This window comes from Polynucleobacter necessarius (assembly GCF_900095215.1).
In the GTDB taxonomy this organism is placed as follows: domain Bacteria; phylum Pseudomonadota; class Gammaproteobacteria; order Burkholderiales; family Burkholderiaceae; genus Polynucleobacter; species Polynucleobacter necessarius_H.
Genome location: NZ_LT606949.1, coordinates 498,023 through 518,646 on the forward strand (window position 1 = coordinate 498,023; position 20,624 = coordinate 518,646).

Sequence of the window (20,624 nt, forward strand, 5' to 3'; positions counted from 1 at the left end):
GGTGAGTAGGGCGAGGGCGTCCTGAAAGGCTTTTCACATCACTTGATTCTATCAAGGCAGTGGCAAAATGGCTGTAATGAGACTGATTTCCCTATTGTCGACTAATGGCTGAAGTGGTTTGCCTCTGCAATGAGGTCCTCGACGTGGAGTTGCGCGAGTACTTGGATACCCATCCGGTAGACTCCATTGAAGAATTGCGAGAGCAGGCCTCTATTTGCAATAAATGTATGCAGTGTCAGGATCTAGTTGAGGGCGAGATTTACCTGGCGCGCGTTCGGCGTCAGCGTGCGGCGGGGCAGTTCTGATGGATTCAAAAAACGCTTCTCGCTTTACAGTTTTGATCATGAATGTTCACAAAGGTTTATCACCTTTGCATCGACACTCAACAATTTATCAATTGCGCCAGAAAATGCGCAGCCATTATCCTGATCTACTTTTCTTACAAGAGTTGCAGCAGGAGCATCGGGGTAGGTCGATGCGTTTTGATCAATGGCCACTGACAGAGCTAACACACTTTCTTTCCGAGGATTTTTGGCAGCACTGGCATTATGGAAAAAATGCCAAGTATCGTGATGGGCATCATGGTAATGCGCTTCTTTCTAAGCACCCTCAGCAAAAGGGTAACAACTACGATATATCTGCGTATCGCTTTGAGAGTCGCGGGCTGCTGCACAGCATTACAAGACTAGATGGCGTAGATACGCCCATCCATTGTTTTTGTGTACATTTAGCGTTTTTTGAGCGTGGCCGGGAGCGACAGTTGGAGGCTATTATTGGGCACATTCAACATTTGGCTCAAGATGGACATACGATCGTCGCTGGAGACTTTAACAAGAGTTTGCTGATTGACAAACGAATTGCAATCTTTGGTTCAGTTAACTTTGACCAACGCAGCTTGCGTCTTAATTTTGAAATCAGTCTGATTGTGTATAACGTTGATTTTTGCGCCAAACTTGGGAAGTTGATTGAGTCATACTTGGCTCAATCGGATTATGTCGATCCGCAAGCCTGGACGAAGAGGCCAACATGGCGTCGCTACCTTGAGAATGCTGCACACCTCACTTCGCCACTGCTTTAAATTGCCCCGCTAGCTCGCATATTGGCGATATCAGACTCCTCTAATCCCAATTCTTTCAGGATCGCATTCGTGTGCTCTCCGACTGCGGGTATGGGATCCATGCGATAGTCATAACTATCATTTAAGCCGGGCGGTAGTAGGGCGGCGATAGCGCCATTAGGGCTATCCACTTCAGTCCAACGATTTCGGGCTTTCAGTTGTTCATGCTTCCAAAGGCCTTCCATGTCGTTGAGATGGGCGTTCGCGATCTGAGCTTTTTCCAATCTTGCGATTCATTGCTCGGAAGTCAGTTGAATAAAGCAACTATTAATAATTTCTAGAAGTTCGGCGCGTTTTTCATTGCGCTTAAAGTTGCGATCAAAGCGCTCGTCTTTGGCGAGATTTGGATTCTCTAATACAAGCTCGCAAAACTGCACCCATGCACGCTCATTTTGAAGCCCCAGCATGACAGTTTTGCTATCGTCCGCTTTAAAGGGGCCATACGGATAAATGGTTGCATGAGAAGCGTCATTTCTCGGTGGAGGTTCCGCCCCCTTGTAGGCGTAATACATGGGCAAGCTCATCCATTCACCAAGAGATTCGAGCATGGAGATGTCGATCACTGAGCCTTTGCTGGTTTTCCCTCTTGGCAAAAGGGCAGCTAAGATGTTGGTATAGGCGTACATGCAGGCCGCAATATCAGCAATCGAATTGCCCGCTTTGCTCGGTGTTTCCGGAGTTCTGGTAACCGATAAAAATCCAGTCTCACTCTGAACCAAAAGGTCATAGGCTTTTTTATCGCGATACGGACCATTATTACCGTAGCCAGAGATATCGCAGAGAATCAGTTTTGGATTCTCTTTTTGCAATACTTCCGCAGTCAGTCCCATGCGAGCCGCCGCGCCTGGCGCTAGATTTTGTACCAGCACATCCGCTGTCTTTAATAGCTCCTTCAGTGTGGCAATCGCAGCTGGCTGCTTTAGATCTAAGGTCAAACTCTCTTTAGATCGATTTACCCATACGAAGTGAGAGCAAAGTCCGTCAACCTGCGTGTCGTATCCTCTAGCCAAGTCGCCTCCATCGGGCCTCTCCACCTTAATAACGCGCGCTCCAAAATCGGCTAACTGGCGCGTGCAAAAAGGTGCCGAAATGGCATGTTCTAAAGAAACAACGGTAATGCTATCTAATTGGCGAACACTCATATTGATCTCGATTAGATTAGAAAGAACGTGGGAGGCCGAGGATGCGCTCGGCAACACAGGAGTAAATCAACTTTGTCGAGATTGGCGCTACTTGATAGAGGCGAGTCTCGCGGAACTTACGCTCAACATCGTATTCATTGGCAAAGCCAAAGCCACCATGAGTCTGCAAACATACGTTCGCCGCTTCCCAAGAAGCTTTCGCCGCCAAATACTTGGCCATATTGGCTTCGGCACCGCAAGGCTCTTTCGCATCAAAGAGATTACAAGCCTGAAAGCGCATCAGGTTGGCTGCTTCAGTTTCAATATAGGAATCTGCAATTGGAAACTGAATGCCTTGGTTTTTGCCAATAGGACGATCAAACACCACACGCTCATTAGCGTAGCGACGGGCTTTATCGACAAACCAGTAGGCATCGCCAATACACTCGGCGGCGATCAGGGTGCGCTCTGTATTAAGGCCGTCGAGGATGTACTTAAAGCCTTTGCCTTCCTCACCGATCAGATTTTCAGCAGGAATTTCTAGGTTATCGAAGAATACTTCATTGGTTTCATGGTTGACCATATTGGCAATAGGCTGGATATCCATACCCTTGCCAATGGCTTCTTTCGGATCAACGATAAATATCGACATGCCTTCGGATTTTGTAGTCACTTCGGCCAGTGGAGTAGTGCGCGCCAGGAGAATCATCAAATCAGAATGCTGAATGCGAGAGATCCAGACCTTTTGTCCGTTTACGACATACTTGTCACCTTTTTTCACTGCGGTTGTCTTGAGCTTGGTAGTTTCGGTTCCGGTAGTTGGCTCAGTTACCGCCATCGTTTGTAAACGAAATTCGTCAGTAGCTATCTTTGGTAGATAAAGTTTCTTTTGAGCATCAGAGCCATGACGCAATAAGGTACCCATGTTGTACATCTGACCATGACAAGATCCGGCGTTGCCGCAAGAGAAGTTGATTGCTTCCATGATCACCGAGGCTTCAGCCAAACCAAGACCTGAGCCGCCGTATTCTTCAGGGATCAGGGCGGCTAACCAGCCTGCTTGCGCCATTGCATCGACAAATGCTTCGGGATAACTGCGCTCATGGTCAATCTTTTGCCAATAAGCGGAATCAAAGCTTCCGCAAAGATCGCGCAAAGCCTCGCGTATATCTTGGTATTGGTCTGGCTTTGGAATAGGGTGATTCATGAAGGTCTCGATTTATAGGTTTTATGGTTTATTTACTGACAGAGCCATTGGTTTAAGCAAGATTTAACAATATTGGATATTGACTAAAACAAGGCAAAATAGTCCTCATGAGACTCAAGATTATTTGCTCCAATACCCTAGGAGGTGTTTTTGAATGGATGGTGTCTTCGAGCATTTTTTTAGCTGGTTTGGAATGCCTTCAGTGGGCTTGCCTGCAGTCTTTGTTAGCGCGTTTATTTCCGCGACCTTAATTCCGGCTGGTTCAGAGCCAATTCTGTTTGGTTATGTCACTCTAAATCCCCATTTATTTTGGGTCGCAATAGCCGTTGCCACAATCGGTAATACATTCGGCGGTATGTTGAATTGGTGGCTTGGAGTGTTGGCGCGCAATAGTTTTAAATCCATGGATGAGCCAAGAGACAGTCGTTTAAAGCGCTGGCTGGGAGATTGGGGTCCCAAGTTGTTGCTGTTTTCCTGGCTGCCAGGATTTGGCGATCCCTTATGTTTGGCTGCTGGATGGTTGAAACTTCCCTGGCAGCCATGCCTTATTTACATGTTTATAGGTAAATTATTGCGTTTTGTTACGCTCACCTCGCTTCTGGGCTTAGTCCCCGATAGTTTTTGGCATCAACTGGGACACTGGTTGCACATCATCTAAACCGCGCAATACTTTTGCTGAATCTCATCATTATTCAAGAGGTTCTGAGCGGTGTCATGAAACACAATCTCACCTTGATCCAGAATATAGGCTCTGTCGGAGATTTTCAAAGCCTGCTGTACGTTTTGCTCGACCAAAAGAATCGTGAGGCCTTGCTGTTTTAATTTGGCAAACAACTCAAACATTTCATCCACTAAGACTGGCATGATGCCTTCTGAGGGCTCATCCAGCAGAATGACCTTAGGCTTGCCAATCATGGCTCTAGCAATCGCTAGCATTTGCTGCTCCCTGCCTGACAGAGAGGTGCCATCTTGATGAAGGCGTTCTTTCAGCCTGGGAAAAATTTCGGCAATTTCATCAACTAGTGCACTCATACCGCCTGAGTTCTTCTTGGCGATCACGCCAAGTTCTAGGTTTTCCTTAACGGTTAGCCCTGGGACAATCCGGCGATCTTCTGGTACATAAGCTAGTTCCAAATGAAAGCGTTCATGAGCAGGCAAATCCAAAAACGAGATGCCATCAATTGCGGCTTTACCTTGACGCTTGGATAGTAGACCCATTAATGAGCGTAGGGTGGTTTTTGCCTGCGCCATTGCGACCCATCAAGGTGACAATTTCGCCTTTATTGACTTGAAGCGATACTCCTTGCAATACATGACTGCGGTCATACCAAGCGTTTAAATTGTCTACACGCAACATAGTTTGCTTGCCGTTTAACCTTGACCAAGGTACACGCGACGTACCTCGGCATTATTTTGAATTTCTTCTGGTGTACCTTCTGCTAAAAATTCACCATGGTGCAAAACGATGATGCGCTTGCAAAGACCCATAATGAGCTTCATTTTGTGCTCGACCAAAATGACTGCCCGTTCATTTGCTAAAGTTCGTATGAGCTCCATCATGACTAAGTCTCTTCTGGAGACATTCCGGCTGTAGGCTCATCCAGTAAAAGCAGGCTAGGATTACAGGCTAACGCCATTGCAATTTCGAGAGCGCGCTGCTGTCCGTGGGTCAAGTCGCCTGTCTTTTTGTTGCGCAAGTGCTCAAGATTCACTCGATGAAGCAGCTCATCGGCAATCTCAATAGGCTTAGGATAACTTTGCGCATTGCGCAGAAAGTTATGGCGGGTGGTTTCCATTTGAGCGGCAACACGAACATTCTCATGAACGCTTAATTGCTTAAAGACGTTGGTAATCCGAAAGCTTTTGGAAATTCCGATGGGAGCAAACGCATGTTGCTGCATGCCAGTAATGTCTTTACCATTAAATAGTATTTGTCCGCTGGATGGGGGAAAGGCACCACTTAAGACATTGAAGAAGGTGCTCTTATCAGCGCCATTGGGTCCGATAATTGCGGTTAACGTTCCAGGCATAAAGCTAGTAGATACATTTTGCAGAGCCTTGAACTTACCAAAGCTCTTACTGACGTTACGCGCTTCAAGAATGGGGGTTGTAGTTGCGCTACTCATTATTTTGAATCCTGATTAATTTGTAGATTGCTCAGAATAGTTCCCCAGATTCCCTTGTGGAAGAACAGCACAAAGAACATGAAAACCAAGCCAACGACGGCCATCCAGTGTTTGGTAAAGGTAGTTATGACATCTTCTAAATAGAGCATGACCGCTGCGCCAATGAAAGGGCCAAAGAAGGTGCCCATGCCGCCCAGAATACTCATCATGACCGCTTGTCATGCTTGCAAGTAGTGCAGAGAGTCGATTGGAACGATGGAGAGGTGCAGGGCGCGTAATGAACCAGCTAAGCCGCAAATGGCTTCTGCAAAAACAACTACCAATAGTTTGTTGGTGCGAGCCACATTAAATCCACAAGCTGCCGCACGCTTTTCATTTTCGCGAATCGCCTCCATTACTGCGCCTAAAGGAGAGTGTAGGATGCGTGAGATTAGCCAGATCGCAATCACTACGAAGAAGAGAATGACGTAGTACTTCACTAGGGGATTTAAAAAATCAATTGGAATACCTAGGATGGTGAATTCACCCACTCTCACGCCGCGCAAACCATTCTCACCGCCTGTAAGGCTTTCCGCTTTATAGAAGATGTAATACACAATTTGACCAAGAGCCAATGTCACCATTGAGAAATAGATCCCGCGAGTGCGAATGGACAAGTAACCAATAATAAGGCCGCCAATGGCTGCACCTACGATACCCGTGAGAATGGCGATTCCCCAAGGTATGCCGTAATGAACGATGGCAATACCGGTGAGGTAGCTGCCAATACCTAAAAAGGCTGCATGACCAAAGGAGAGGAGTCCCATATAGCCAAATAACGAGTTAAAGCCCATAGCGAATAAACCAAAGATCAAAATATTGATCGCCAGAGCTTCGTACGGCACGATGAATGGAAAGATTGCTAAAAATAGCGTGCTAGCTAGTACGCGATGACGTGCACTGAGTTGAAATAATGAGTCCATAGATATACGGAGTCTTAGCCCATCGCTCCTGCTTTACCAAATAAACCTTGTGGGCGAATTAATAACGCTACGGCCATCAATACAAAGATAGATAACTCTGCCAAGTCGGGGAAGAAGAGTGAGGTCATGCTGTAGACCACGCCTACTAGTAAGCCGGCAATAACAACTCCAACAGGTGAGCCCATGCCGCCAACCACAGTCACCAAAAATGATTCAGCCAAAATAGGAATACCCATTTCTGGATTTACGGATCTCGTTGGTGAAGCAAGTATTCCTGATAGGCCGGCAATTGCGCAGCCTAGGCCGAAGACCAGTAGCCAAACCTTAGCAATATCAATACCCAAGACCTTCACGATTTCTTGATCGGCTGCACCCGCTTTAATCATTAGGCCATAACGGGGTTTTTTGAATAAAGAACCACACGCCTAAGATAATTACAGCGGTAGCGGCTATTAGGAATAAGCGGTATTTCGGGAAGTATCCAATACCGACATTCACCGTTCCAGTACGGCCTTCCGGAGTCGCTGAAGGCAATCCTTCAATACCAAAGGTAATGCGCATGACCTCAATCAATACATAGGAGAGGCCAAAGGTGAGTAGTAGCGGGTAATCCAGTCCGAGACCATATAAAGGCCGTACTAACAAGAGCTCGGTTAAAAGGCCGATTGCTCCCGCAAACAATGGAGTTAGCACTAGGCTAAACCAAGAACTTCCAGTAATGCCCAAGAAGTAAACACCTAAAAAAGCGCCCACCATAAAAAATGCGCCATGGGTAAAGTTCACCACATTGAGCATACAAAAAATCAGACATAAGCCCATGGCGAGAAGTGCGTAAATGCTACCTAAGGCGATGCCCGTAAGCAGCTGCATGCAAAGAAGTTCAAATGTAATACTGGTCATAAATATACTCAGAAAATAACTCCCCTAAACCTAATAAGGGAGGGGGTGGATCGGGGTGAATTTATCATCCACTCTGAAATTTTTGGATTAAGCTTTGTGGCCTAGTTCTGCGCAAGAGCGCATGTTTTTCTCGGTTGTGGGCTCAATCGTTAACATATTGAAGACGTCATACTTGTCTTTCATATTTTTCGATTTCGACTCTACGATGATCACGGTTTGGACTGCTTGGTGGTCACACTTACGGTAGTGCTCGGGACCCTTGTACCAGTCGTATTGCGCGGGATAGCATAGCGTGACACAGCACCAGCAGTCATAGTTGGATTAAGCGCTTCGTGGAATGTATAGACGCTCCAGTCTTTCGCGTCGTTAATCGCATCAGACTGGCTAATGGAGTTGAAGAGAACCTTACGCTCTTTACATACCGCGTTGATTGAGAGTTGTGTCGCTGCGGAAAGCGAGCCCACAACAAAGTTCACTTTGTCTTTCTCAATCAATTCCAATGTACGAGTTGCCGCTTCGCCTGGATTTAACTTGTCGTCGCGCACTAACAATTCCGCTTTGCGTTCGTTAAAACCACAAGCATCATTCAATTCTTTAATAGCCAACTCCGCAGCATTTACCTGGTCCTGGGCTTCGGCGGAGAATGGGCCGGTTAACGGTGTCGGAAAGTCAATCTTGATCGTGTCAGCTTGAGCATGCGCAACGTTTAACCATAGTGGAGTGCTTGCTGCGGCAGCTCCACCAATCAACATCTTGCGTCTCGTTTGATTCGTTACTTTTTGTTTCATGGTTGTCTCCTCCCTATAAAACTTTGTTAAATAAGAATGCTTTTTATTTTTTTTAAATCTTAACTGAATGCGCCTTTTCATGTGCGTATTCAGGTACTGCTTTCCCTTGAGCTAATAGATCGCTAATATCAATTGCGGTTTCCACCATCACAGTATCGACATTTCTTTTAAGCTTCTCGTGCTCTCTATTGCCCTTGCTGCCCTGAGCTTGCATATAGCGCCCCAAATACTGTGCTCTAGCAACCACTTGCTGACCAAGCTTGAGGCGTTCCTCGCTATAAGTATGTAAAGCTTCTGGTGTGGCGCCAAGTGCTGCAATATGCTTTGCAATCACCATCGCTTCGTCACCCGCTTTTGTGACGCCCATGCCAACATGAGGTCTACCAACAAAGGCAGCGTCGCCCATTCAATGCGATTCGCCCAAAAACAATTTGTTCGGCTCTAACGTCATAAATTACTTGCAAGAATGGCGCCGCAGTTTTCTCCAGTATTTTCGCGTATTGGGGCGCCAATATCTCTTGCGCTACTTTTCGCATGTGAGCAATGTGTTTCCAGGAAACCTTGAGTGGGGGAATGCCGGTAGGGTAGTAATGACCATCGTCGTCAGTCAAAAGGCTGACCAGGTCCTCATGTTTCGAAGCGGGTCGATACCAAACAAAGTTGTAGCGACGCTTCACGGGGCGAGTGTCATTGCCTTAGCCTGCCACTGGGTAGCCCAGCATTTGTTCTCCGTTAGGTAGGCAAAAACCAAAGCGATTAAATAGCGTCTTCAGTGTGTAAGTGGATAAACAAGCTTCATCGCACACGCCACGCTATATAGCCGGCATATTCAGGTTGAATTTGTGGGGCTACTTGGGCTCTTACTGCAGAACGTATGCCGTCAGAGGCAATCAAGATCTCGGCATCATATTGGCTGCCATCCTCACATAGCACTTGTACGCTATTTGGATCTTGAGTAACTGTTTTGACTGTTTTGCCTTGAAGATAGCGTGCGCCTGGAAAGCTTTCCTTCAGCATGTGATACAGACGACTCCAAGATGTAAGCACTTGAAGTAACTCCCTTTCCCCCAGACTTTGGCCGTCAGCACCTAAAGTCATACGCTTGGTAACGGCTACACCCAGGGTTTCATCGACAGTAACGCCGGCGGCACGGAGTGCTTCAGCTAAGGCGTCATGCGTCACAATACCCGCGCCACGGCCATCCAAGAATCCAGTTGTCTTCTCAAGCAGGGTGACGTCATGTCCTTGTCACAGCAAAATATTCGCCGCAAACAAGCCGCCAAGAGAGCCGCCAATAGCCAGGATTTTTGCCATCAATCGCTCCTATGCTGCCTTGGCGTCCAGAGCCGTTTTTTCTTCAGCCGTGTAGTTTAGTTCAATAACGACACCATTGGGATCATCTAGAAATATTTTGTGAAGCTTTAAAACTGGTACTGTGCGTTCGCGATAAGGAATCTTGAGCTCTTTTAAAAGCGCAATTTTTTCCTCAAGCCCATTTGCGAAGAAGGCGATGTGATCTACCGCGCCGGATCCATGTAGAGAGCTAGGAGCACGATCTCCAAAATATTTCTTAAGTCCGCTAGGATCATTTTATCGATGGCAATTAAGTGCAGCACTGCGTTTGCCAAGCTGCTTTCATCACCGTTATAGAGCCAGACCCCTGGAAATGGAAATTCTGGCCTTGGACCAACAGTTAAGCCTAATACCTTGCTAAAAAATTCAGTGGTTTTTTCGATTTCCAGACTGCGAATGGAACAGTGATTTAGGCTTAAGTTAGACATGATGATCCTTTGAATTAAGCGAATAATGATTTTGCGGAATGGAGGTAAGACTGCACTCGATCACGAATGATTTCTTGTTCTGTATTGTGGCTTTCAGCGCCATATATGGCTTGGCCATAGATCCAACGGCGTATGCCGATGTAAAAGATGCCGCCATGTAAGCCCATTAAAAATTCAAGCTCGCGTTGCGTTGGTTTGGAGGTATCCGCTCTGCCGCAATACTTGCGTGTTTAGCGAATAAGTCTCGGCAATAAACGCGTACGCAAAAGCTCAAAGAAGCGATCGCTAATTGAGTGATCACTTAAGCCAGAGAAAATCAGGATGCGAACAAAGTCATAAGCCAATACTGTGTTGGAATAGTCCAGGTAAAATGCATTGAATTTTTCTTCGGGTGTCAGTGATTCGTCATCCAGCAACTCTTCCCATTCTGGTTTCCAGCGAGATTCAAAAACTTCTTTGTAGACTTCTTGAATCAAAGCATCTTTAGTGTGGAAGTAGTGATAGAGCAGGGTATGGGTGATTTCCAGCTCTTTAGATAAATTTCTGAGTTGGTCATCAATGCCATTTCTGGCAAAGAATTGAATGGCGCTATCGAGGATTTGACGCTTACGTTCGGCTGTGCCCATTCGCTTTCTGGTTGGCATTGATCCGCCTGCTGAAATTTCAGCATTATTTTCGCTGGAAACGTGATCTTTAGTAAAACGCATGGGTTCTCAGAGTTGATCCGAATTTGGACTTATTGACCAAAAGTTAAAAATTGGTAGATAAGACTCTATTCGTACAAACCCCAAGGAGATCGTATGGAACTGAATGGCGAACAATTGATATCCGCTTCAATCCCTGATATTTGGAGGGGTGTGAACGATATTGACGTTTTAGCCAGGTCTATTCCAGGTTGCGAGGAGATCAGCAGAATCTCACCGGAGGAGGTTCATGCCAAGGTGATGTTCAAGATTGGGCCTTTTAGAGCCCGTTTTGCCGGGAAATTGCTCCTGAGTGACATCATTCCAGATCAGTCTTGCTCGATGGCCTTTGAGGGTTCTGGTGGTGCGGCCGGGTTTGCTAAAGGTAAGTCCCGGGTTGATCTGAAGCAAGCTGAAGTGGGCGCATTAGTTTCATGCACAACCGAGGCGTCCATTGGCGGTAAGTGAGCGCAAATTGGTGGACGTTTGATCAGTGCGTCAGCAAAAAAGATCGCGGATGATTTTTTTCAAAAGTTCGCAAAAGAATTAGGCGGGGAGACAGTGGCGTTGGAATCAGACGTCAGTAGTAACTAAAAAAGCAGCATCAAAACTAAAAAAGTAGTTGCAGTAAAAAAATAAAGTAGTGAAAAATAAAAAGCTACAAAAGCTTATTACCTTGGTTGTGGAGGAGACGTAATGCAAGCCGCAGCATTTGAGTATGTAAAGCCGAAGGCATTGCAAGAGGCTTTATCTTTGCTTGAAGAAGCTGGCGAAGATGCCCGCTTAATCGCGGGTGGACAAACATTATTAGCAACACTCAATATGCGTTTGTCTGAACCTAGTGTGTTGATTGATATCTCTGATGTCGCAGAGCTAAAAGGTATCTCGATTGTTGGCGATAGTTTGCGTATTGGCGCTTTGGTTACGCATACTGAAATTGAAGATTCGGAATTGGTAGCAAAACACGCGCCATTGTTAAAGGCCGCTGCGCCGCATATTGCACATCGCGCGATTCGCAATCTCGGGACATGGGGCGGCTCTTTAGCCTATGACTATCCTGCCGCCGAATGGCCAGCCTGCAGGCTGGCATTGCGGGCTACGATGATTATTCATGGTCCAACAGGTGAGCGCCGCATCTCCGAAAAAGATTTTTTATTTTCACGAGCTAGCCAGACGTCATGGTGATTATGCCGTTTCTGGGCTTGCAGCGGTTGCGCAAACACAAGGTGATGTTTTAACTAATTGCGCTTTCACATTCTTCTCGGTTGGCGCCACACCAGTGATGGCTATAAAAGCACAAGATTTGGTCGACGGCCAAAAGTTAAATAACGAATTGATTGCTCAAGCTGTTGCTGCTGCGCGTAATGAAATTGAAGCTATCGCGGATATTACTAGTGGCGCGGAAGCCAAGCAACACCTCATTGGTGTTTTGCTTGAGTGCGGCCTTAAACACATGATTGCTTAATGTTCAGCATAAAAATTAGCCGCGGAAGAATTTGGAGATCAGAATGACTTTGAAGAAGAAAATTGCAATGACCGTGAATGGTCAACTCGTCAACGCCGAAGTTGAGCCACGCAGACATCTGGTCGATTTTTTGCGTGAAGACCTTCATCTAAAAGGCCCTCATTTGGGTTGCGAACAGGGCGCTTGCGGTGGTTGCACAGTCGAGGTGGATGGGCAAATTATTCGCGGCTGTCTCTTTTTGGCCGTTCAGGCCGATGGTAGCGTGGTTGAGACGGTCTAGGGGCTTACAAAAAGCGGTGTTTTAACCGACCTGCAAGAATCTTTTATGCGGCATAACGCAATGCAATGCGGCTTCTGTTCTTCGGGCATGTTGTTGGCTGCGGCGGAATTAATAGAGAAGCAGCCGAAAGCAACGCGCGAACAAGTGCGCGAATGGATTTCTGGAAACTACTGCCGTTGCACTGGTTCCCACTCTATTGTGGATGCCATTCTCGATGTATTGGATGCTCGCGCTAAGGGTCAAAAAATTAAACCTGTCCTTGCTAACGCTTAAGGTATTAAGGAACACGCATTATGAATAAGTCAAGTGATTTGAAGGAAATGGTTCTGGATCCCGTAACAAACGATCAGCGCTATATTGGCCATAGCGAACCAAGACATGGCGCACGTCGCCTGCTCGAGGGTCAAGGAACTTATATTGATGACATTCAGTTGCCACGTATGGGGCATGTTGTGTATTGGTGCTCACCTGTAGATGAAGATCGGAAACATGCATACAGAGCACGCAAGCAAGATGCCAGGGGTATTGGCGGTGGTAGATGGCGTGCAAATGGCAAAGATTTGTAAACCTTGGGTGGCTACGTTAGGTCACTTGGCCGGTATGAAGTCTGCGCCTCAATATGCTTTAGCAATTGATCGTGCTTGCTGGCAGGGTGAGCCGGTAGTTGCGGTTGTTGCGGAAACTAGGGCGCAAACAGAAGACGCGCTTCAGCATATTGAGGTTGAATTGGAGGAGTTGCCTGCGGTGGTTTCCATGGAGACAGCGCTCGATGCAGAAACACCATTCATTCACCCAGAGCTTGGTGACAATTTATGTTTTACGCGAAGCTTAGATGTTGGTAATATAGATGAAGTATTTGCGACGGCTGATGTAGTGGCGGAGGCCGTATTTGGGTTCGGTCGTCATACTGGTGTCACGCTGGAACCTCGTTGTCAGATTGCCGATTACAACCCAGGTGATCGTCGCCTAACCGTGTATCACTCACAGCAAGCGCCCCACATGATGCAGGATTTATATTGTCGTCAGTTCGGATTATCCGAGTCTGATGTGCATGTCATCTGTAAAGATGTTGGCGGTTCTTTTGGCAATTAAGGTTCACGCATATCCAGATGATTGCGCGACTGTGGGTCTGGCAATGATGTTGCAGCGCCCAGTGAAATTTGCTGCTGATCGCTTAGAGTCATTTACGAGCGATATCCATGCACGCGAGCATCGTATTAAGGGCCGTATTTCTGCCAATACAGTAGGGGATATCTTGGCATTTGAGATTGATGAAGTAACTGCTATTGGTCCTTATTCTATGTTTTCTCGAACAAGCGCAATTGCAGGAAATCAGGTGGTGAACTTGGTTGGTGGCCCTTATAAGCATCAAAACTATCGCGCTCATCTAAACGTCGTCTTCCAAAATAAAACCTCAACCTGTCAGTATCGCGGGGTTGGTCACCCAATTGCTTGCGCGGTAACCGAAGGTTTGGTTGATTTAGATTCCAAGAAATTGCAGATGGATCCGCTGGAGTTTCGTAGGCGAAACGTCATTCCTGACGACGCTTATCCATGCTCCGGAATTTCTGGTATCAAGCTAGCTGTTCTTTCCAATGAGCAATGCTTGCAGGCAATTGAAAAGATGATGGACTACCCAGCTTTGCGTAAAGAGCAGATGGAATTACGCAAGAAGGGTATTTATCGCGGCATTGGATTTGCAACATTGATTGAGTTAACAAATCCAAGTCCTGCATTCTATGGCGTGGGTGGCGCGCGAATTGCTTCTCAGGATGGCGCCACTGTTCGCATGGATCCTAGCTGGGTCATTTCAGTATTAAGTGGCGTTGGCGAACAATGCCAAGGAACGGAAGGCATCTACACCCAAATTGCCGCTGATGCAGTAGGTGTTTCAATCGATCAAGTACGCATTGTCACTGGTGATACAGATGTCACTCCATACGGCGGAGGTACTTTGGCATCACGCGGTGCTGGCGTAGGGGGGAAGCGGTTCTTTTAGCTTCTCAAGCCTTGCAAGAAAATATTCTGAAGCTTGCTGGAGCGATTTTGAATCGCCCAGATGCTGAATTGATCGCGCGTCGTGGCCATGTTTTAGATAAGGCGACTGGTGAGCAGTTATTGCCATTTAGAGAAGTAGGCAGGGTTTGGTATTTCCGCACGGATACTTTGCCTGCAGGTTTTTCCGCTGACTTAATGGTGACGCGTCATTACACGCAAAAAGATGATCCATTTATCTTGACGAATGGAGTTCAAGCTTCTTACGTTGAGGTGGATCCAGAAACCGGATTCGTCAAATTATTAAAACATTGGGCGGTTGAGGATTGTGGACGAGTGATCAATCCCACGTTGGTAAATGAGCAAGTTCGCGGCGCAAGCGTGCAGGGTATTGGCGGTGTCTTATTTGAAGAGTGTCTCTACGATGAGAGTGGCTTGCTGCGTAACGGCAGTATGGCCGATTATTTGGTACCGATGGCCAATGAGATGCCTGATATCGAAGTAGCTCACGTAGAGACTCCTACACAGTCATCTAAATTAGGCGCCAAGGGCGCGGGCGCACCAGGCGCGGTTCAAAATGCGATCAATGATGCTTTGGCGCCATTTGATGCCACTGTTTTTGATCAGCCAATCACCTGCGAAAAGATTTTGCGCGCCCTCAAAAAGATTTAATAAAGACCAACTAGACCTCATTTTTAGTGGATTTAAGCTGCCATGGATGATGCTCCCCCGGGGCGGTTCACCACATCCTGTAACATCAAGTTTTGGGGTAAATCGTGATGAAAACCATCTGGTTAATTTGATACGGTAAAAGAAATGTCTACATTAAAAGGTAAAACTGCCCTAGTCACTGGCTCTACCAGCGGGATTGGTTGAGGAATGGCCATTGCGTTAGCAAAGCAAGGTGTCAATATTATGGTGAATCGTTTTGGTGAGAAGGAGGAAGCAATTGCCAACATTAAAGCATGTGGGGTAGAAGTCGATTATCATGGCGTTGATATGAGTAAGCCTGCTGAAATCGAAGATCTCATCAAGCAAACAGAAAAGCGTTTTGGTTCGTTAGATATTCTGATTAATAATGCCGGCATTCAATACACTGCGAATATTGAAGAGTTTCCGACGGATAAATGGGATGCCATCATTGCCATTAATTTGAGTTCTGCGTTTCATACAACGCATCACGCGTTGCCTGGTATGAAAAAGCGCAACTGGGGTCGCATCATCAATATTGCCTCAGTACATGGATTGGTGTCTTCAACTCAGCAGGCCGCCTATGTCGCTGCTAAGCACGGTATTGTTGGTTTGACTAAAGTGACTGCCTTAGACAACGTACGTACTGGTATTACCTGTAACGCAATCTGCCCAGGCTGGGTTTTAACGCCGCTTGTTCAAAAACAGGTGGATGCTCGTGCGGAGCGTGAAGGCATTTCTAACGAAGCCGCTAAGACCGCCTTGGTGTCGGAAAAACAACCGTCTGGGGAGTTTGTTACGCCCGAACAATTGGCGACCCTAGCGGTATTCCTTTGCGGGCCAGATGCTTCCGAAGTTCGTGGTGTGGCTTGGAATATGGATGGTGGCTGGACTGCTCAATAAGCCAAAAAGCCCTCTGGTATTCAATGCCGGCAAGCTTCTTGCCGGCATTTTTTTATTTGATCTCAGCAAACAAGAATAAGAGGCGCAATGAAGGCTAAGTCTCTATTTTCAGTAAGAATTCTTAATTTTGGCGCGTACAAACAAAATTGACAGAATCGTTTATAGTTAGACCCATTATTTACTCATAGGAGATCCTTCCATGGCATCAATTTTGACATCTTTAGGGCGCACCGTTTTTGCGGGTTTCGTTCTTCTCGTTTTAATTATTTTGGCTTTGGGCGGTAACTTTAGTTCTGTCGAGCTCCCATTTGTTTTCCGTTGGTTGCACGTGATGTTTGGCGTAATGTGGATTGGTTTGCTCTGGTACTTCAACTTTGTGCAAATTCCTTCTATGCCAAAGATTCCTGATGAGCAAAAACCAGCGATTGGTAAAATAATCGCACCAACAGCATTGTTCTGGTTCCGTTATGCCGCTTTGTGTACTGTAGTGACTGGTTTGATCGTTGCTGGTTTGAGTGGCTACTTGCACCAAGCTTTCACATTACAAGCCCCATTCCGCGCAATCGGCTTAGGTATGTGGATTGCTTTGGTGATGGCGTTTAACGTTTGGTTCATTATTTGGCCCAATCAAAAACGCGCTCTTGGCATCGTTGCTGTTGAGGCTGATGTAAAAGCAAAATCAGCTCGCGTTGCAATGTTGACATCACGCTTGAACACCTTGTTATCTGTACCAATGTTGTTCTTGATGGTTGTGCAATCGCACAACACTACTTGGTTTGTGATTGTTTCTTAATCACCACGGTTTGTATACAGAAAAGGCCCGCAATGCGGGCCTTTTTGTTTCCAGGGAGGGCTGCTTAAGCCAGAATTGCTGGGAGTTCCTTGGTAAGGGCGCCACGTTGCGTGGTGGCTGTGCCCATTAGTGCAAAACCCAACAACTTACCATCCGCAGATTCAAAACGAGCCGCTAGGCCACCTTCAATGGCGGTAGTTAACCATTTGCCTTCGGCGCCTTTCGCTGGTGGAGAAACTACAGTAGCTAAAGCGGGGGTCTTCACCATTACTGGCATGGCGGGATAGCTTAATGACGTAGTTTGTCCAATCAAGGTTGGCGCTAATGCTCTTGCTGCCTGCATGATCGGCATGACGTAAGGCAAAACCAAACCCTCAACTTCTGCGCAATCACCAATGGCAAAGATATTTTTAATATTGGTTTCAAGCTCGCGATTTACTTGTATGCCTATACCAGTATTGATGCCGGTTGATTTAGCTAAATCTATTCTCGGATTTAAACCAACGGCGGACAAAAATACATCACTAACAATCGTATTGCCATTTGCTAGTGTTATCGGTAAAGATTCGCCTTCGCGGTCAATTGCTTCTACGGTGGTGGAAAGATGCCAGCGCACTCCTGCGTTACTTAACTTTTGTTGTAGCTCTAGAGCTGCGGCTTCCGGTAAAAGACGTCCTAAGGCTTGAGGTGCCAAGTCTATTACGTCAACCTCATACCCGCCGAGTGCAAGATCGTTGGCGAATTCACAGCCAATTAAGCCTGCGCCTAGAATAACAATTTTCTTTTTCCCGGCAATGGCATTTCGAAAATGCGCATAGTCCTCAAGATCATTCACGGCAATAACTTCATTGGCTGCGTTGCCTTGTAGCGGTAGGCGAATCTGATCCGCACCCAGAGCCATCACTAGTTTTCCGTATGACACTTCACCGTTGCTAGTTTGAATAGTTTGCGCGTCAGGGTTGATTGAGTTGACATCGCAATTACCAAAAATGGTCAGCTCTAGTTGTGCTGCCATACCATCCGCGGGGGTGGATATTAACTGCGCCGCTTCTTTCTTGCTAGCGAGCGCAGTGGAGAGCATTGGTTTGGAATAGAAATAGCCAGGCTCCCGCGTTATCAGTGTGATGGGAGCTGTTTTATTTAGCTTGCGCATTTCTCGTATCACGGTATAACCAGCCAATCCACTGCCAATAATGACAATTGAGGATTGGGATTGAGGGGTGGTCTGATCCAAGGCTGGGTTCTCCAAAATAACGAGCAGTTAAATAGTTAAGCGGTAAAAGATGGTGTGGGAGTATTAGCTTATCTGAACCATTTCAAAGTCAGCCTTTGCGACGCCGCAGTCTGGACATTCCCAGTCTTCAGGCACATCAGTCCAGAGCGTTCCTGCGGGAATGCCATCTTCTGGAACACCCTTAGCTTCGTCATAAATATATCCACACACGATACATTGGTAGGTTTTCATAATAATTCCTGAAATAGATTGTTAATTTTAAATTTAATTGTGAATTGTTTCTGTGTATGACTTATTGGGCGGCAAATGCCTTGCTTTTTCCAAAGCTTGTTTATAGTGATTTGCATGACGCTCTTCAACATTTGCCAAGGCTGTGAAACGCTTTGCTGCTTTAGCCAATACCGCCTGAAATTGTTCTGCATGCTCTTTTGATTCCGCGATTTGCTCATCAATCTCTTTCTTGTATTCCGGCAGTATTGCCTGCTTCTATTGCCGTTTTACGGAATGATGGATACATTTCGGTATATTCATATGTTTCCCCTTCAATCGCAATCTCTAGGGCGCGTGTAGGAGTAATGGTGTTAGCGGGGTATAGTAAGTCTAAGTGGCCAAAGGCGTGCATGACTTCTTGATCGGCCGTAGCTTCAAATATCTTCGCCGTTTCTTCATCGACAGCAGCGCGCGCTAATTTAGCGAAATAGCGATACTTGATGTGAGCCATGGATTCCCCAGCAAAAGCTAACTCCAGGTTATGGATGGTTTTAATTTCTGGACGTGTCATTTTGATCCCTTTCAATTTGCATTCAATTTGTTGAGTCATATAAATCGATAATGAGGGAGATATGGCTTATTTACCGTCTTTAAGGCAGTTGGGTTATTTCGTTGCTTTGGCCAAGGAACTCAACTTCACACGGGCGGCCCAAGCCTGTTTTGTCGGGCAGTCCACTTTGAGCGCAGGCTTAAAAGAGTTGGAGGATGCGCTGGGGATTCATTTGGTAGAGCGCGATCGCCAGAATGTATCTATCACCCCGATTGGATTGGAGGTGCTTGAGCGCGCTAAGCTGATTTTGGCCGCCTCTGAGGATTTAGTCGAATATGCAGACGCCACTGGTAAGCCAATGACTGCGACGATTCGGCTGGGCGTCATACCAACGATCGCCCCATTTTTACTACCAACAGTCTTACCAGAAATTCGGCGGCGTTTTCCGGAGCTCAAAATTACTCTAAGAGAAGATCTGACTGCACACCTACTTTCAAGATTGGCTGAACATACGCTGGACTTTGCTTTAATTGCGTTGCCATATGATGTGAGCGGCCTTCTGGTCGAAGAGTTATTTGATGATCATTTTTGGCTTGTTGCAACAGAGGGAGATCCAGCTTTAAAGGGTAAGGAGGTTACCTTGCCGGCCAAGATGGCTGAGCGACTCTTATTGCTAGAAGAGGGGCATTGCTTGCGGGAACATAGTCTCCAAGCCTGCAAGCGTGCTGATATTCGTAAGGCTGAAGGCTTGGAAGCGACTAGTTTATTAACCTTGTTGCAAATGGTTGAGTCTGGCTTTGGTATCGCATTGCTCACCGGCATGGCGGTAAAAAGTAGCTTATTAAATAATTCTGAATTAGTGGCCAAGGAATTGGCGGCGCCAGCCCCAAAAAGAGTTATCGCCTTGGTTGCGCGTGCTGCTACCGCGCACACTCAGGAGTTTCAGGCCTTATCTAGCTGTATTCGCGAGCGGTATTCTTAAAACGGTAACGAGTTGCTTATTTATCTTCTGGGTCTTTTAAAAGATCGTATTGATTAGCTACGAGCAAAAGAGTAAGGGATGCAAAACCCATGGCAAAAAATTGCCACTGATGCAACATGGCGGTCCCCACCACAGTCATCAAGACAGTCCAGCCGATAGCCATCTTGGCTTTTTTGGAAAGTGGCTTCATTTATTTTTTTACTCCAGATTTAGTTTAGCTAGGAATTTTATTCAACATGCGACGCGGTGTATCGTCCTTTAAGGCGTAATGTTGCCATAAGCCCGCCAAAGCATGAAGCCCGATAAGGAAATAGAGTGAGTTTCCTAACAATTCATGAATGCCTGTAACCATTTTTTTCATTTCTGGATTGGGGGTCACTAATTGAGGCCATATCCAGCCAAAGAAATGGAGTTCTTTTCCACCATACTGAAAATACAGAATGCCAAAGCTGGGCGATATCAGGAGTAAGGCATGCAGCAACCAATGCATCGACTTGGCTAGAGTCACAAAAACGGGTTTGGGATTTGTGGGGGTGGGTACATCGAATATGAAGCGCGCACCTAAACGCAATCCCATCAGCAGACCAAAGAGGCCATGAATAGTTTTGCACGATTCTCTTGTTTCACTACCTTTGGGGTATTGGCCTTTTAGTTCGATGGTTACAAAAGCTGAAACTACCAGCCAAAAGATCAACCGATGAAAAAAGATAGAAATCCGGTGGTATTGAGTTTTCGACATGGAGATAGGTTGTTGAATGAATTCAAAATAAATGATAATGAATCTCATTAACATTATCCACGTTATGGGCAATTTCCTCGACCAGCTGCTAAGCCTTA

33 protein-coding genes and 3 pseudogenes are annotated in these 20,624 nt (G+C 46.3%); 14 read left to right on the plus strand and 22 right to left on the minus strand.

The features are described 5' to 3' along the window. The first annotated feature begins 104 nt into the window (after positions 1–104). On the plus strand, positions 105–305 hold the full coding sequence (locus DXE35_RS02785) for a hypothetical protein (protein ID WP_114689504.1): 201 nt from the start codon (positions 105–107) through the stop codon (positions 303–305). Then, positions 305–1,078 carry an endonuclease/exonuclease/phosphatase family protein gene (locus DXE35_RS02790; RefSeq protein ID WP_114689505.1) on the plus strand — a complete coding sequence of 258 codons (774 nt, stop codon included), beginning with the start codon at positions 305–307 and terminating at the stop codon, positions 1,076–1,078. The genes DXE35_RS02785 and DXE35_RS02790 overlap by 1 nt, the downstream gene beginning before the upstream one ends. Here the strand turns inward: DXE35_RS02790 and DXE35_RS02795 are convergent. Together DXE35_RS02795 and DXE35_RS02800 are read right to left on the minus strand one after the other, a co-directional pair. After that, a pseudogene (locus tag DXE35_RS02795) lies at positions 1,075–2,259 on the minus strand (CaiB/BaiF CoA transferase family protein). The gene DXE35_RS02790 and the pseudogene DXE35_RS02795 sit on opposite strands and share 4 nt — an antisense overlap. 16 nt (positions 2,260–2,275) lie before the next feature. Next, the gene (locus DXE35_RS02800; RefSeq protein WP_114689506.1) at positions 2,276–3,445 is read right to left on the minus strand and encodes an acyl-CoA dehydrogenase family protein; all 1,170 of its coding nucleotides are present in this window, start codon (positions 3,443–3,445) and stop codon (positions 2,276–2,278) included. 154 nt (positions 3,446–3,599) lie between these two features. Between DXE35_RS02800 and DXE35_RS02805 the strand changes: the two genes are divergently transcribed. Beyond that, positions 3,600–4,103, plus strand: a complete 504-nt coding sequence (locus DXE35_RS02805) for a YqaA family protein (RefSeq protein WP_114689507.1) — start codon at positions 3,600–3,602, stop codon at positions 4,101–4,103. Here the strand turns inward: DXE35_RS02805 and DXE35_RS02810 are convergent. The 15 genes from DXE35_RS02810 to DXE35_RS02845 form a co-directional block, all read right to left on the minus strand. Beyond that, positions 4,100–4,696 (minus strand): ABC transporter ATP-binding protein, encoded by a 597-nt coding sequence (locus tag DXE35_RS02810; protein ID WP_231969944.1) that lies wholly within the window; start codon positions 4,694–4,696, stop codon positions 4,100–4,102. The genes DXE35_RS02805 and DXE35_RS02810 overlap by 4 nt on opposite strands. Continuing rightward, entirely contained in the window at positions 4,635–4,802 is a 168-nt protein-coding gene (locus tag DXE35_RS11140; protein ID WP_331851923.1) for an ATP-binding cassette domain-containing protein, read from the minus strand. The genes DXE35_RS02810 and DXE35_RS11140 overlap by 62 nt, the downstream gene beginning before the upstream one ends. 14 nt (positions 4,803–4,816) lie before the next feature. Next, on the minus strand, positions 4,817–5,005 hold the full coding sequence (locus tag DXE35_RS10135; protein ID WP_231969945.1) for an ABC transporter ATP-binding protein C-terminal domain-containing protein: 189 nt from the start codon (positions 5,003–5,005) through the stop codon (positions 4,817–4,819). Between the two features lie 2 nt (positions 5,006–5,007). Beyond that, a complete protein-coding gene (locus tag DXE35_RS02815; protein ID WP_231969946.1) occupies positions 5,008–5,571 on the minus strand; it encodes an ABC transporter ATP-binding protein in 564 nt (187 codons plus the stop codon). Then, entirely contained in the window at positions 5,571–5,780 is a 210-nt protein-coding gene (locus DXE35_RS10140) for an ABC transporter permease (RefSeq protein ID WP_231969947.1), read from the minus strand. The genes DXE35_RS02815 and DXE35_RS10140 overlap by 1 nt, the downstream gene beginning before the upstream one ends. Positions 5,781–5,789: 9 nt before the next feature. Beyond that, complete coding sequence (locus tag DXE35_RS02820) at positions 5,790–6,533, minus strand: branched-chain amino acid ABC transporter permease (RefSeq protein ID WP_231969948.1); 744 nt, start codon at positions 6,531–6,533, stop codon at positions 5,790–5,792. Positions 6,534–6,547: 14 nt separating this feature from the next. Beyond that, positions 6,548–6,919 carry a branched-chain amino acid ABC transporter permease gene (locus DXE35_RS10145; RefSeq protein WP_231969949.1) on the minus strand — a complete coding sequence of 124 codons (372 nt, stop codon included), beginning with the start codon at positions 6,917–6,919 and terminating at the stop codon, positions 6,548–6,550. Further along, the gene (locus DXE35_RS10150; RefSeq protein WP_231969950.1) at positions 6,912–7,433 is read right to left on the minus strand and encodes a branched-chain amino acid ABC transporter permease; all 522 of its coding nucleotides are present in this window, start codon (positions 7,431–7,433) and stop codon (positions 6,912–6,914) included. Before DXE35_RS10150 ends, DXE35_RS10145 begins: the two co-directional genes overlap by 8 nt. Positions 7,434–7,642: 209 nt before the next feature. After that, positions 7,643–8,221 carry an ABC transporter substrate-binding protein gene (locus tag DXE35_RS02830; protein ID WP_231969951.1) on the minus strand — a complete coding sequence of 193 codons (579 nt, stop codon included), beginning with the start codon at positions 8,219–8,221 and terminating at the stop codon, positions 7,643–7,645. A 52-nt stretch (positions 8,222–8,273) separates the two neighbouring features. Continuing rightward, positions 8,274–8,627, minus strand: coding sequence for a hypothetical protein (locus DXE35_RS09505; protein ID WP_197713936.1), 354 nt, complete (start codon positions 8,625–8,627; stop codon positions 8,274–8,276). Continuing rightward, positions 8,602–8,898 carry an FAD binding domain-containing protein gene (locus DXE35_RS09510; protein ID WP_197713937.1) on the minus strand — a complete coding sequence of 99 codons (297 nt, stop codon included), beginning with the start codon at positions 8,896–8,898 and terminating at the stop codon, positions 8,602–8,604. Before DXE35_RS09510 ends, DXE35_RS09505 begins: the two co-directional genes overlap by 26 nt. A gap of 118 nt (positions 8,899–9,016) precedes the next feature. Further along, positions 9,017–9,427 (minus strand): Rossmann-fold NAD(P)-binding domain-containing protein, encoded by a 411-nt coding sequence (locus DXE35_RS09515; protein WP_197713938.1) that lies wholly within the window; start codon positions 9,425–9,427, stop codon positions 9,017–9,019. Between the two features lie 311 nt (positions 9,428–9,738). Next, on the minus strand, positions 9,739–10,002 hold the full coding sequence (locus DXE35_RS10155) for a VOC family protein (protein ID WP_231969952.1): 264 nt from the start codon (positions 10,000–10,002) through the stop codon (positions 9,739–9,741). 14 nt (positions 10,003–10,016) lie between these two features. Then, positions 10,017–10,169, minus strand: coding sequence for a hypothetical protein (locus tag DXE35_RS09215; protein ID WP_162784946.1), 153 nt, complete (start codon positions 10,167–10,169; stop codon positions 10,017–10,019). Positions 10,170–10,232: 63 nt separating this feature from the next. Beyond that, positions 10,233–10,709 carry a TetR/AcrR family transcriptional regulator gene (locus DXE35_RS02845; RefSeq protein WP_114689508.1) on the minus strand — a complete coding sequence of 159 codons (477 nt, stop codon included), beginning with the start codon at positions 10,707–10,709 and terminating at the stop codon, positions 10,233–10,235. Between the two features lie 93 nt (positions 10,710–10,802). Between DXE35_RS02845 and DXE35_RS02850 the strand changes: the two genes are divergently transcribed. From DXE35_RS02850 to DXE35_RS02875, 10 genes and pseudogenes are all read left to right on the plus strand, one after another. Beyond that, positions 10,803–11,153 (plus strand): CoxG family protein, encoded by a 351-nt coding sequence (locus DXE35_RS02850; protein ID WP_114689509.1) that lies wholly within the window; start codon positions 10,803–10,805, stop codon positions 11,151–11,153. A 228-nt stretch (positions 11,154–11,381) separates the two neighbouring features. After that, entirely contained in the window at positions 11,382–11,870 is a 489-nt protein-coding gene (locus DXE35_RS10160; RefSeq protein WP_231969953.1) for an FAD binding domain-containing protein, read from the plus strand. Beyond that, positions 11,797–12,150: a hypothetical protein gene (locus tag DXE35_RS10165; protein ID WP_231969954.1), complete on the plus strand. Its 354-nt coding sequence runs from the start codon at positions 11,797–11,799 to the stop codon at positions 12,148–12,150. The genes DXE35_RS10160 and DXE35_RS10165 overlap by 74 nt, the downstream gene beginning before the upstream one ends. 43 nt (positions 12,151–12,193) lie before the next feature. After that, positions 12,194–12,430: a (2Fe-2S)-binding protein gene (locus DXE35_RS11145; RefSeq protein ID WP_331851924.1), complete on the plus strand. Its 237-nt coding sequence runs from the start codon at positions 12,194–12,196 to the stop codon at positions 12,428–12,430. A 12-nt stretch (positions 12,431–12,442) separates the two neighbouring features. Next, a pseudogene (locus tag DXE35_RS11150) lies at positions 12,443–12,703 on the plus strand ((2Fe-2S)-binding protein); the annotation flags it as partial. 20 nt (positions 12,704–12,723) lie between these two features. Next, positions 12,724–12,996, plus strand: a complete 273-nt coding sequence (locus tag DXE35_RS10170; protein WP_231969955.1) for a hypothetical protein — start codon at positions 12,724–12,726, stop codon at positions 12,994–12,996. Next, positions 12,920–13,522, plus strand: coding sequence for a xanthine dehydrogenase family protein molybdopterin-binding subunit (locus tag DXE35_RS10915; RefSeq protein WP_269459855.1), 603 nt, complete (start codon positions 12,920–12,922; stop codon positions 13,520–13,522). The genes DXE35_RS10170 and DXE35_RS10915 overlap by 77 nt, the downstream gene beginning before the upstream one ends. 46 nt (positions 13,523–13,568) lie before the next feature. Next, positions 13,569–15,097: pseudogene (locus DXE35_RS02865) on the plus strand (xanthine dehydrogenase family protein molybdopterin-binding subunit). A gap of 207 nt (positions 15,098–15,304) precedes the next feature. Beyond that, positions 15,305–16,018, plus strand: a complete 714-nt coding sequence (locus tag DXE35_RS02870; RefSeq protein WP_231969956.1) for a 3-hydroxybutyrate dehydrogenase — start codon at positions 15,305–15,307, stop codon at positions 16,016–16,018. Between the two features lie 199 nt (positions 16,019–16,217). Next, positions 16,218–16,811: a urate hydroxylase PuuD gene (locus DXE35_RS02875; protein ID WP_114689510.1), complete on the plus strand. Its 594-nt coding sequence runs from the start codon at positions 16,218–16,220 to the stop codon at positions 16,809–16,811. Between the two features lie 64 nt (positions 16,812–16,875). Here the strand turns inward: DXE35_RS02875 and DXE35_RS02880 are convergent, their stop codons facing one another. The 3 genes from DXE35_RS02880 to DXE35_RS10175 all read right to left on the minus strand — a co-directional run bounded on the left by DXE35_RS02880 (position 16,876) and on the right by DXE35_RS10175 (position 18,826). Continuing rightward, on the minus strand, positions 16,876–18,045 hold the full coding sequence (locus DXE35_RS02880; protein WP_114690359.1) for an NAD(P)/FAD-dependent oxidoreductase: 1,170 nt from the start codon (positions 18,043–18,045) through the stop codon (positions 16,876–16,878). 63 nt (positions 18,046–18,108) lie between these two features. Continuing rightward, complete coding sequence (locus DXE35_RS02885) at positions 18,109–18,276, minus strand: rubredoxin (RefSeq protein ID WP_114689511.1); 168 nt, start codon at positions 18,274–18,276, stop codon at positions 18,109–18,111. Positions 18,277–18,493: 217 nt separating this feature from the next. Next, positions 18,494–18,826, minus strand: a complete 333-nt coding sequence (locus DXE35_RS10175; protein ID WP_231969957.1) for a rubrerythrin family protein — start codon at positions 18,824–18,826, stop codon at positions 18,494–18,496. Between the two features lie 61 nt (positions 18,827–18,887). Between DXE35_RS10175 and DXE35_RS02895 the strand changes: the two genes are divergently transcribed. Next, positions 18,888–19,787 carry a hydrogen peroxide-inducible genes activator gene (locus tag DXE35_RS02895; RefSeq protein ID WP_114689512.1) on the plus strand — a complete coding sequence of 300 codons (900 nt, stop codon included), beginning with the start codon at positions 18,888–18,890 and terminating at the stop codon, positions 19,785–19,787. 16 nt (positions 19,788–19,803) lie between these two features. Here the strand turns inward: DXE35_RS02895 and DXE35_RS09355 are convergent, their stop codons facing one another. Together DXE35_RS09355 and DXE35_RS02900 are read right to left on the minus strand one after the other, a co-directional pair. Then, complete coding sequence (locus tag DXE35_RS09355) at positions 19,804–19,977, minus strand: hypothetical protein (RefSeq protein ID WP_174220936.1); 174 nt, start codon at positions 19,975–19,977, stop codon at positions 19,804–19,806. A gap of 24 nt (positions 19,978–20,001) precedes the next feature. Beyond that, positions 20,002–20,574, minus strand: coding sequence for a cytochrome b (locus DXE35_RS02900; RefSeq protein WP_231969958.1), 573 nt, complete (start codon positions 20,572–20,574; stop codon positions 20,002–20,004). Positions 20,575–20,624: the final 50 nt, after the last annotated feature.

Excerpts from the sequence above, each read along its gene's own strand:
- DXE35_RS10160 (WP_231969953.1), top strand. The coding sequence starts at position 11,382 with ATGCAAGCCGCAGCATTTGAGTATGTAAAGCCGAAGGCATTGCAAGAG.
- DXE35_RS11140 (WP_331851923.1), bottom strand. The coding sequence starts at position 4,802 with ATGTTGCGTGTAGACAATTTAAACGCTTGGTATGACCGCAGTCATGTA.
- DXE35_RS02845 (WP_114689508.1), bottom strand. The coding sequence starts at position 10,709 with ATGCGTTTTACTAAAGATCACGTTTCCAGCGAAAATAATGCTGAAATT.
- DXE35_RS09505 (WP_197713936.1), bottom strand. The coding sequence starts at position 8,627 with ATGGGCGACGCTGCCTTTGTTGGTAGACCTCATGTTGGCATGGGCGTC.
- DXE35_RS02885 (WP_114689511.1), bottom strand. The coding sequence starts at position 18,276 with ATGAAAACCTACCAATGTATCGTGTGTGGATATATTTATGACGAAGCT.
- DXE35_RS02830 (WP_231969951.1), bottom strand. The coding sequence starts at position 8,221 with ATGAAACAAAAAGTAACGAATCAAACGAGACGCAAGATGTTGATTGGT.
- DXE35_RS10145 (WP_231969949.1), bottom strand. The coding sequence starts at position 6,919 with ATGATTAAAGCGGGTGCAGCCGATCAAGAAATCGTGAAGGTCTTGGGT.
- DXE35_RS09355 (WP_174220936.1), bottom strand. The coding sequence starts at position 19,977 with ATGAAGCCACTTTCCAAAAAAGCCAAGATGGCTATCGGCTGGACTGTC.
- DXE35_RS10170 (WP_231969955.1), top strand. The coding sequence starts at position 12,724 with ATGAATAAGTCAAGTGATTTGAAGGAAATGGTTCTGGATCCCGTAACA.
- DXE35_RS02815 (WP_231969946.1), bottom strand. The coding sequence starts at position 5,571 with ATGAGTAGCGCAACTACAACCCCCATTCTTGAAGCGCGTAACGTCAGT.
- DXE35_RS10155 (WP_231969952.1), bottom strand. The coding sequence starts at position 10,002 with ATGTCTAACTTAAGCCTAAATCACTGTTCCATTCGCAGTCTGGAAATC.
- DXE35_RS02900 (WP_231969958.1), bottom strand. The coding sequence starts at position 20,574 with ATGAGATTCATTATCATTTATTTTGAATTCATTCAACAACCTATCTCC.
- DXE35_RS02875 (WP_114689510.1), top strand. The coding sequence starts at position 16,218 with ATGGCATCAATTTTGACATCTTTAGGGCGCACCGTTTTTGCGGGTTTC.
- DXE35_RS10175 (WP_231969957.1), bottom strand. The coding sequence starts at position 18,826 with ATGACACGTCCAGAAATTAAAACCATCCATAACCTGGAGTTAGCTTTT.
- DXE35_RS02850 (WP_114689509.1), top strand. The coding sequence starts at position 10,803 with ATGGAACTGAATGGCGAACAATTGATATCCGCTTCAATCCCTGATATT.
- DXE35_RS10135 (WP_231969945.1), bottom strand. The coding sequence starts at position 5,005 with ATGATGGAGCTCATACGAACTTTAGCAAATGAACGGGCAGTCATTTTG.
- DXE35_RS02810 (WP_231969944.1), bottom strand. The coding sequence starts at position 4,696 with ATGGCGCAGGCAAAAACCACCCTACGCTCATTAATGGGTCTACTATCC.
- DXE35_RS02870 (WP_231969956.1), top strand. The coding sequence starts at position 15,305 with ATGGCCATTGCGTTAGCAAAGCAAGGTGTCAATATTATGGTGAATCGT.
- DXE35_RS02790 (WP_114689505.1), top strand. The coding sequence starts at position 305 with ATGGATTCAAAAAACGCTTCTCGCTTTACAGTTTTGATCATGAATGTT.
- DXE35_RS02805 (WP_114689507.1), top strand. The coding sequence starts at position 3,600 with ATGGATGGTGTCTTCGAGCATTTTTTTAGCTGGTTTGGAATGCCTTCA.
- DXE35_RS10165 (WP_231969954.1), top strand. The coding sequence starts at position 11,797 with ATGGTCCAACAGGTGAGCGCCGCATCTCCGAAAAAGATTTTTTATTTT.
- DXE35_RS02785 (WP_114689504.1), top strand. The coding sequence starts at position 105 with ATGGCTGAAGTGGTTTGCCTCTGCAATGAGGTCCTCGACGTGGAGTTG.
- DXE35_RS02820 (WP_231969948.1), bottom strand. The coding sequence starts at position 6,533 with ATGGACTCATTATTTCAACTCAGTGCACGTCATCGCGTACTAGCTAGC.
- DXE35_RS10915 (WP_269459855.1), top strand. The coding sequence starts at position 12,920 with ATGCATACAGAGCACGCAAGCAAGATGCCAGGGGTATTGGCGGTGGTA.
- DXE35_RS02800 (WP_114689506.1), bottom strand. The coding sequence starts at position 3,445 with ATGAATCACCCTATTCCAAAGCCAGACCAATACCAAGATATACGCGAG.
- DXE35_RS02895 (WP_114689512.1), top strand. The coding sequence starts at position 18,888 with ATGGCTTATTTACCGTCTTTAAGGCAGTTGGGTTATTTCGTTGCTTTG.
- DXE35_RS10150 (WP_231969950.1), bottom strand. The coding sequence starts at position 7,433 with ATGACCAGTATTACATTTGAACTTCTTTGCATGCAGCTGCTTACGGGC.
- DXE35_RS11145 (WP_331851924.1), top strand. The coding sequence starts at position 12,194 with ATGACTTTGAAGAAGAAAATTGCAATGACCGTGAATGGTCAACTCGTC.
- DXE35_RS09215 (WP_162784946.1), bottom strand. The coding sequence starts at position 10,169 with ATGGGCTTACATGGCGGCATCTTTTACATCGGCATACGCCGTTGGATC.
- DXE35_RS10140 (WP_231969947.1), bottom strand. The coding sequence starts at position 5,780 with ATGATGAGTATTCTGGGCGGCATGGGCACCTTCTTTGGCCCTTTCATT.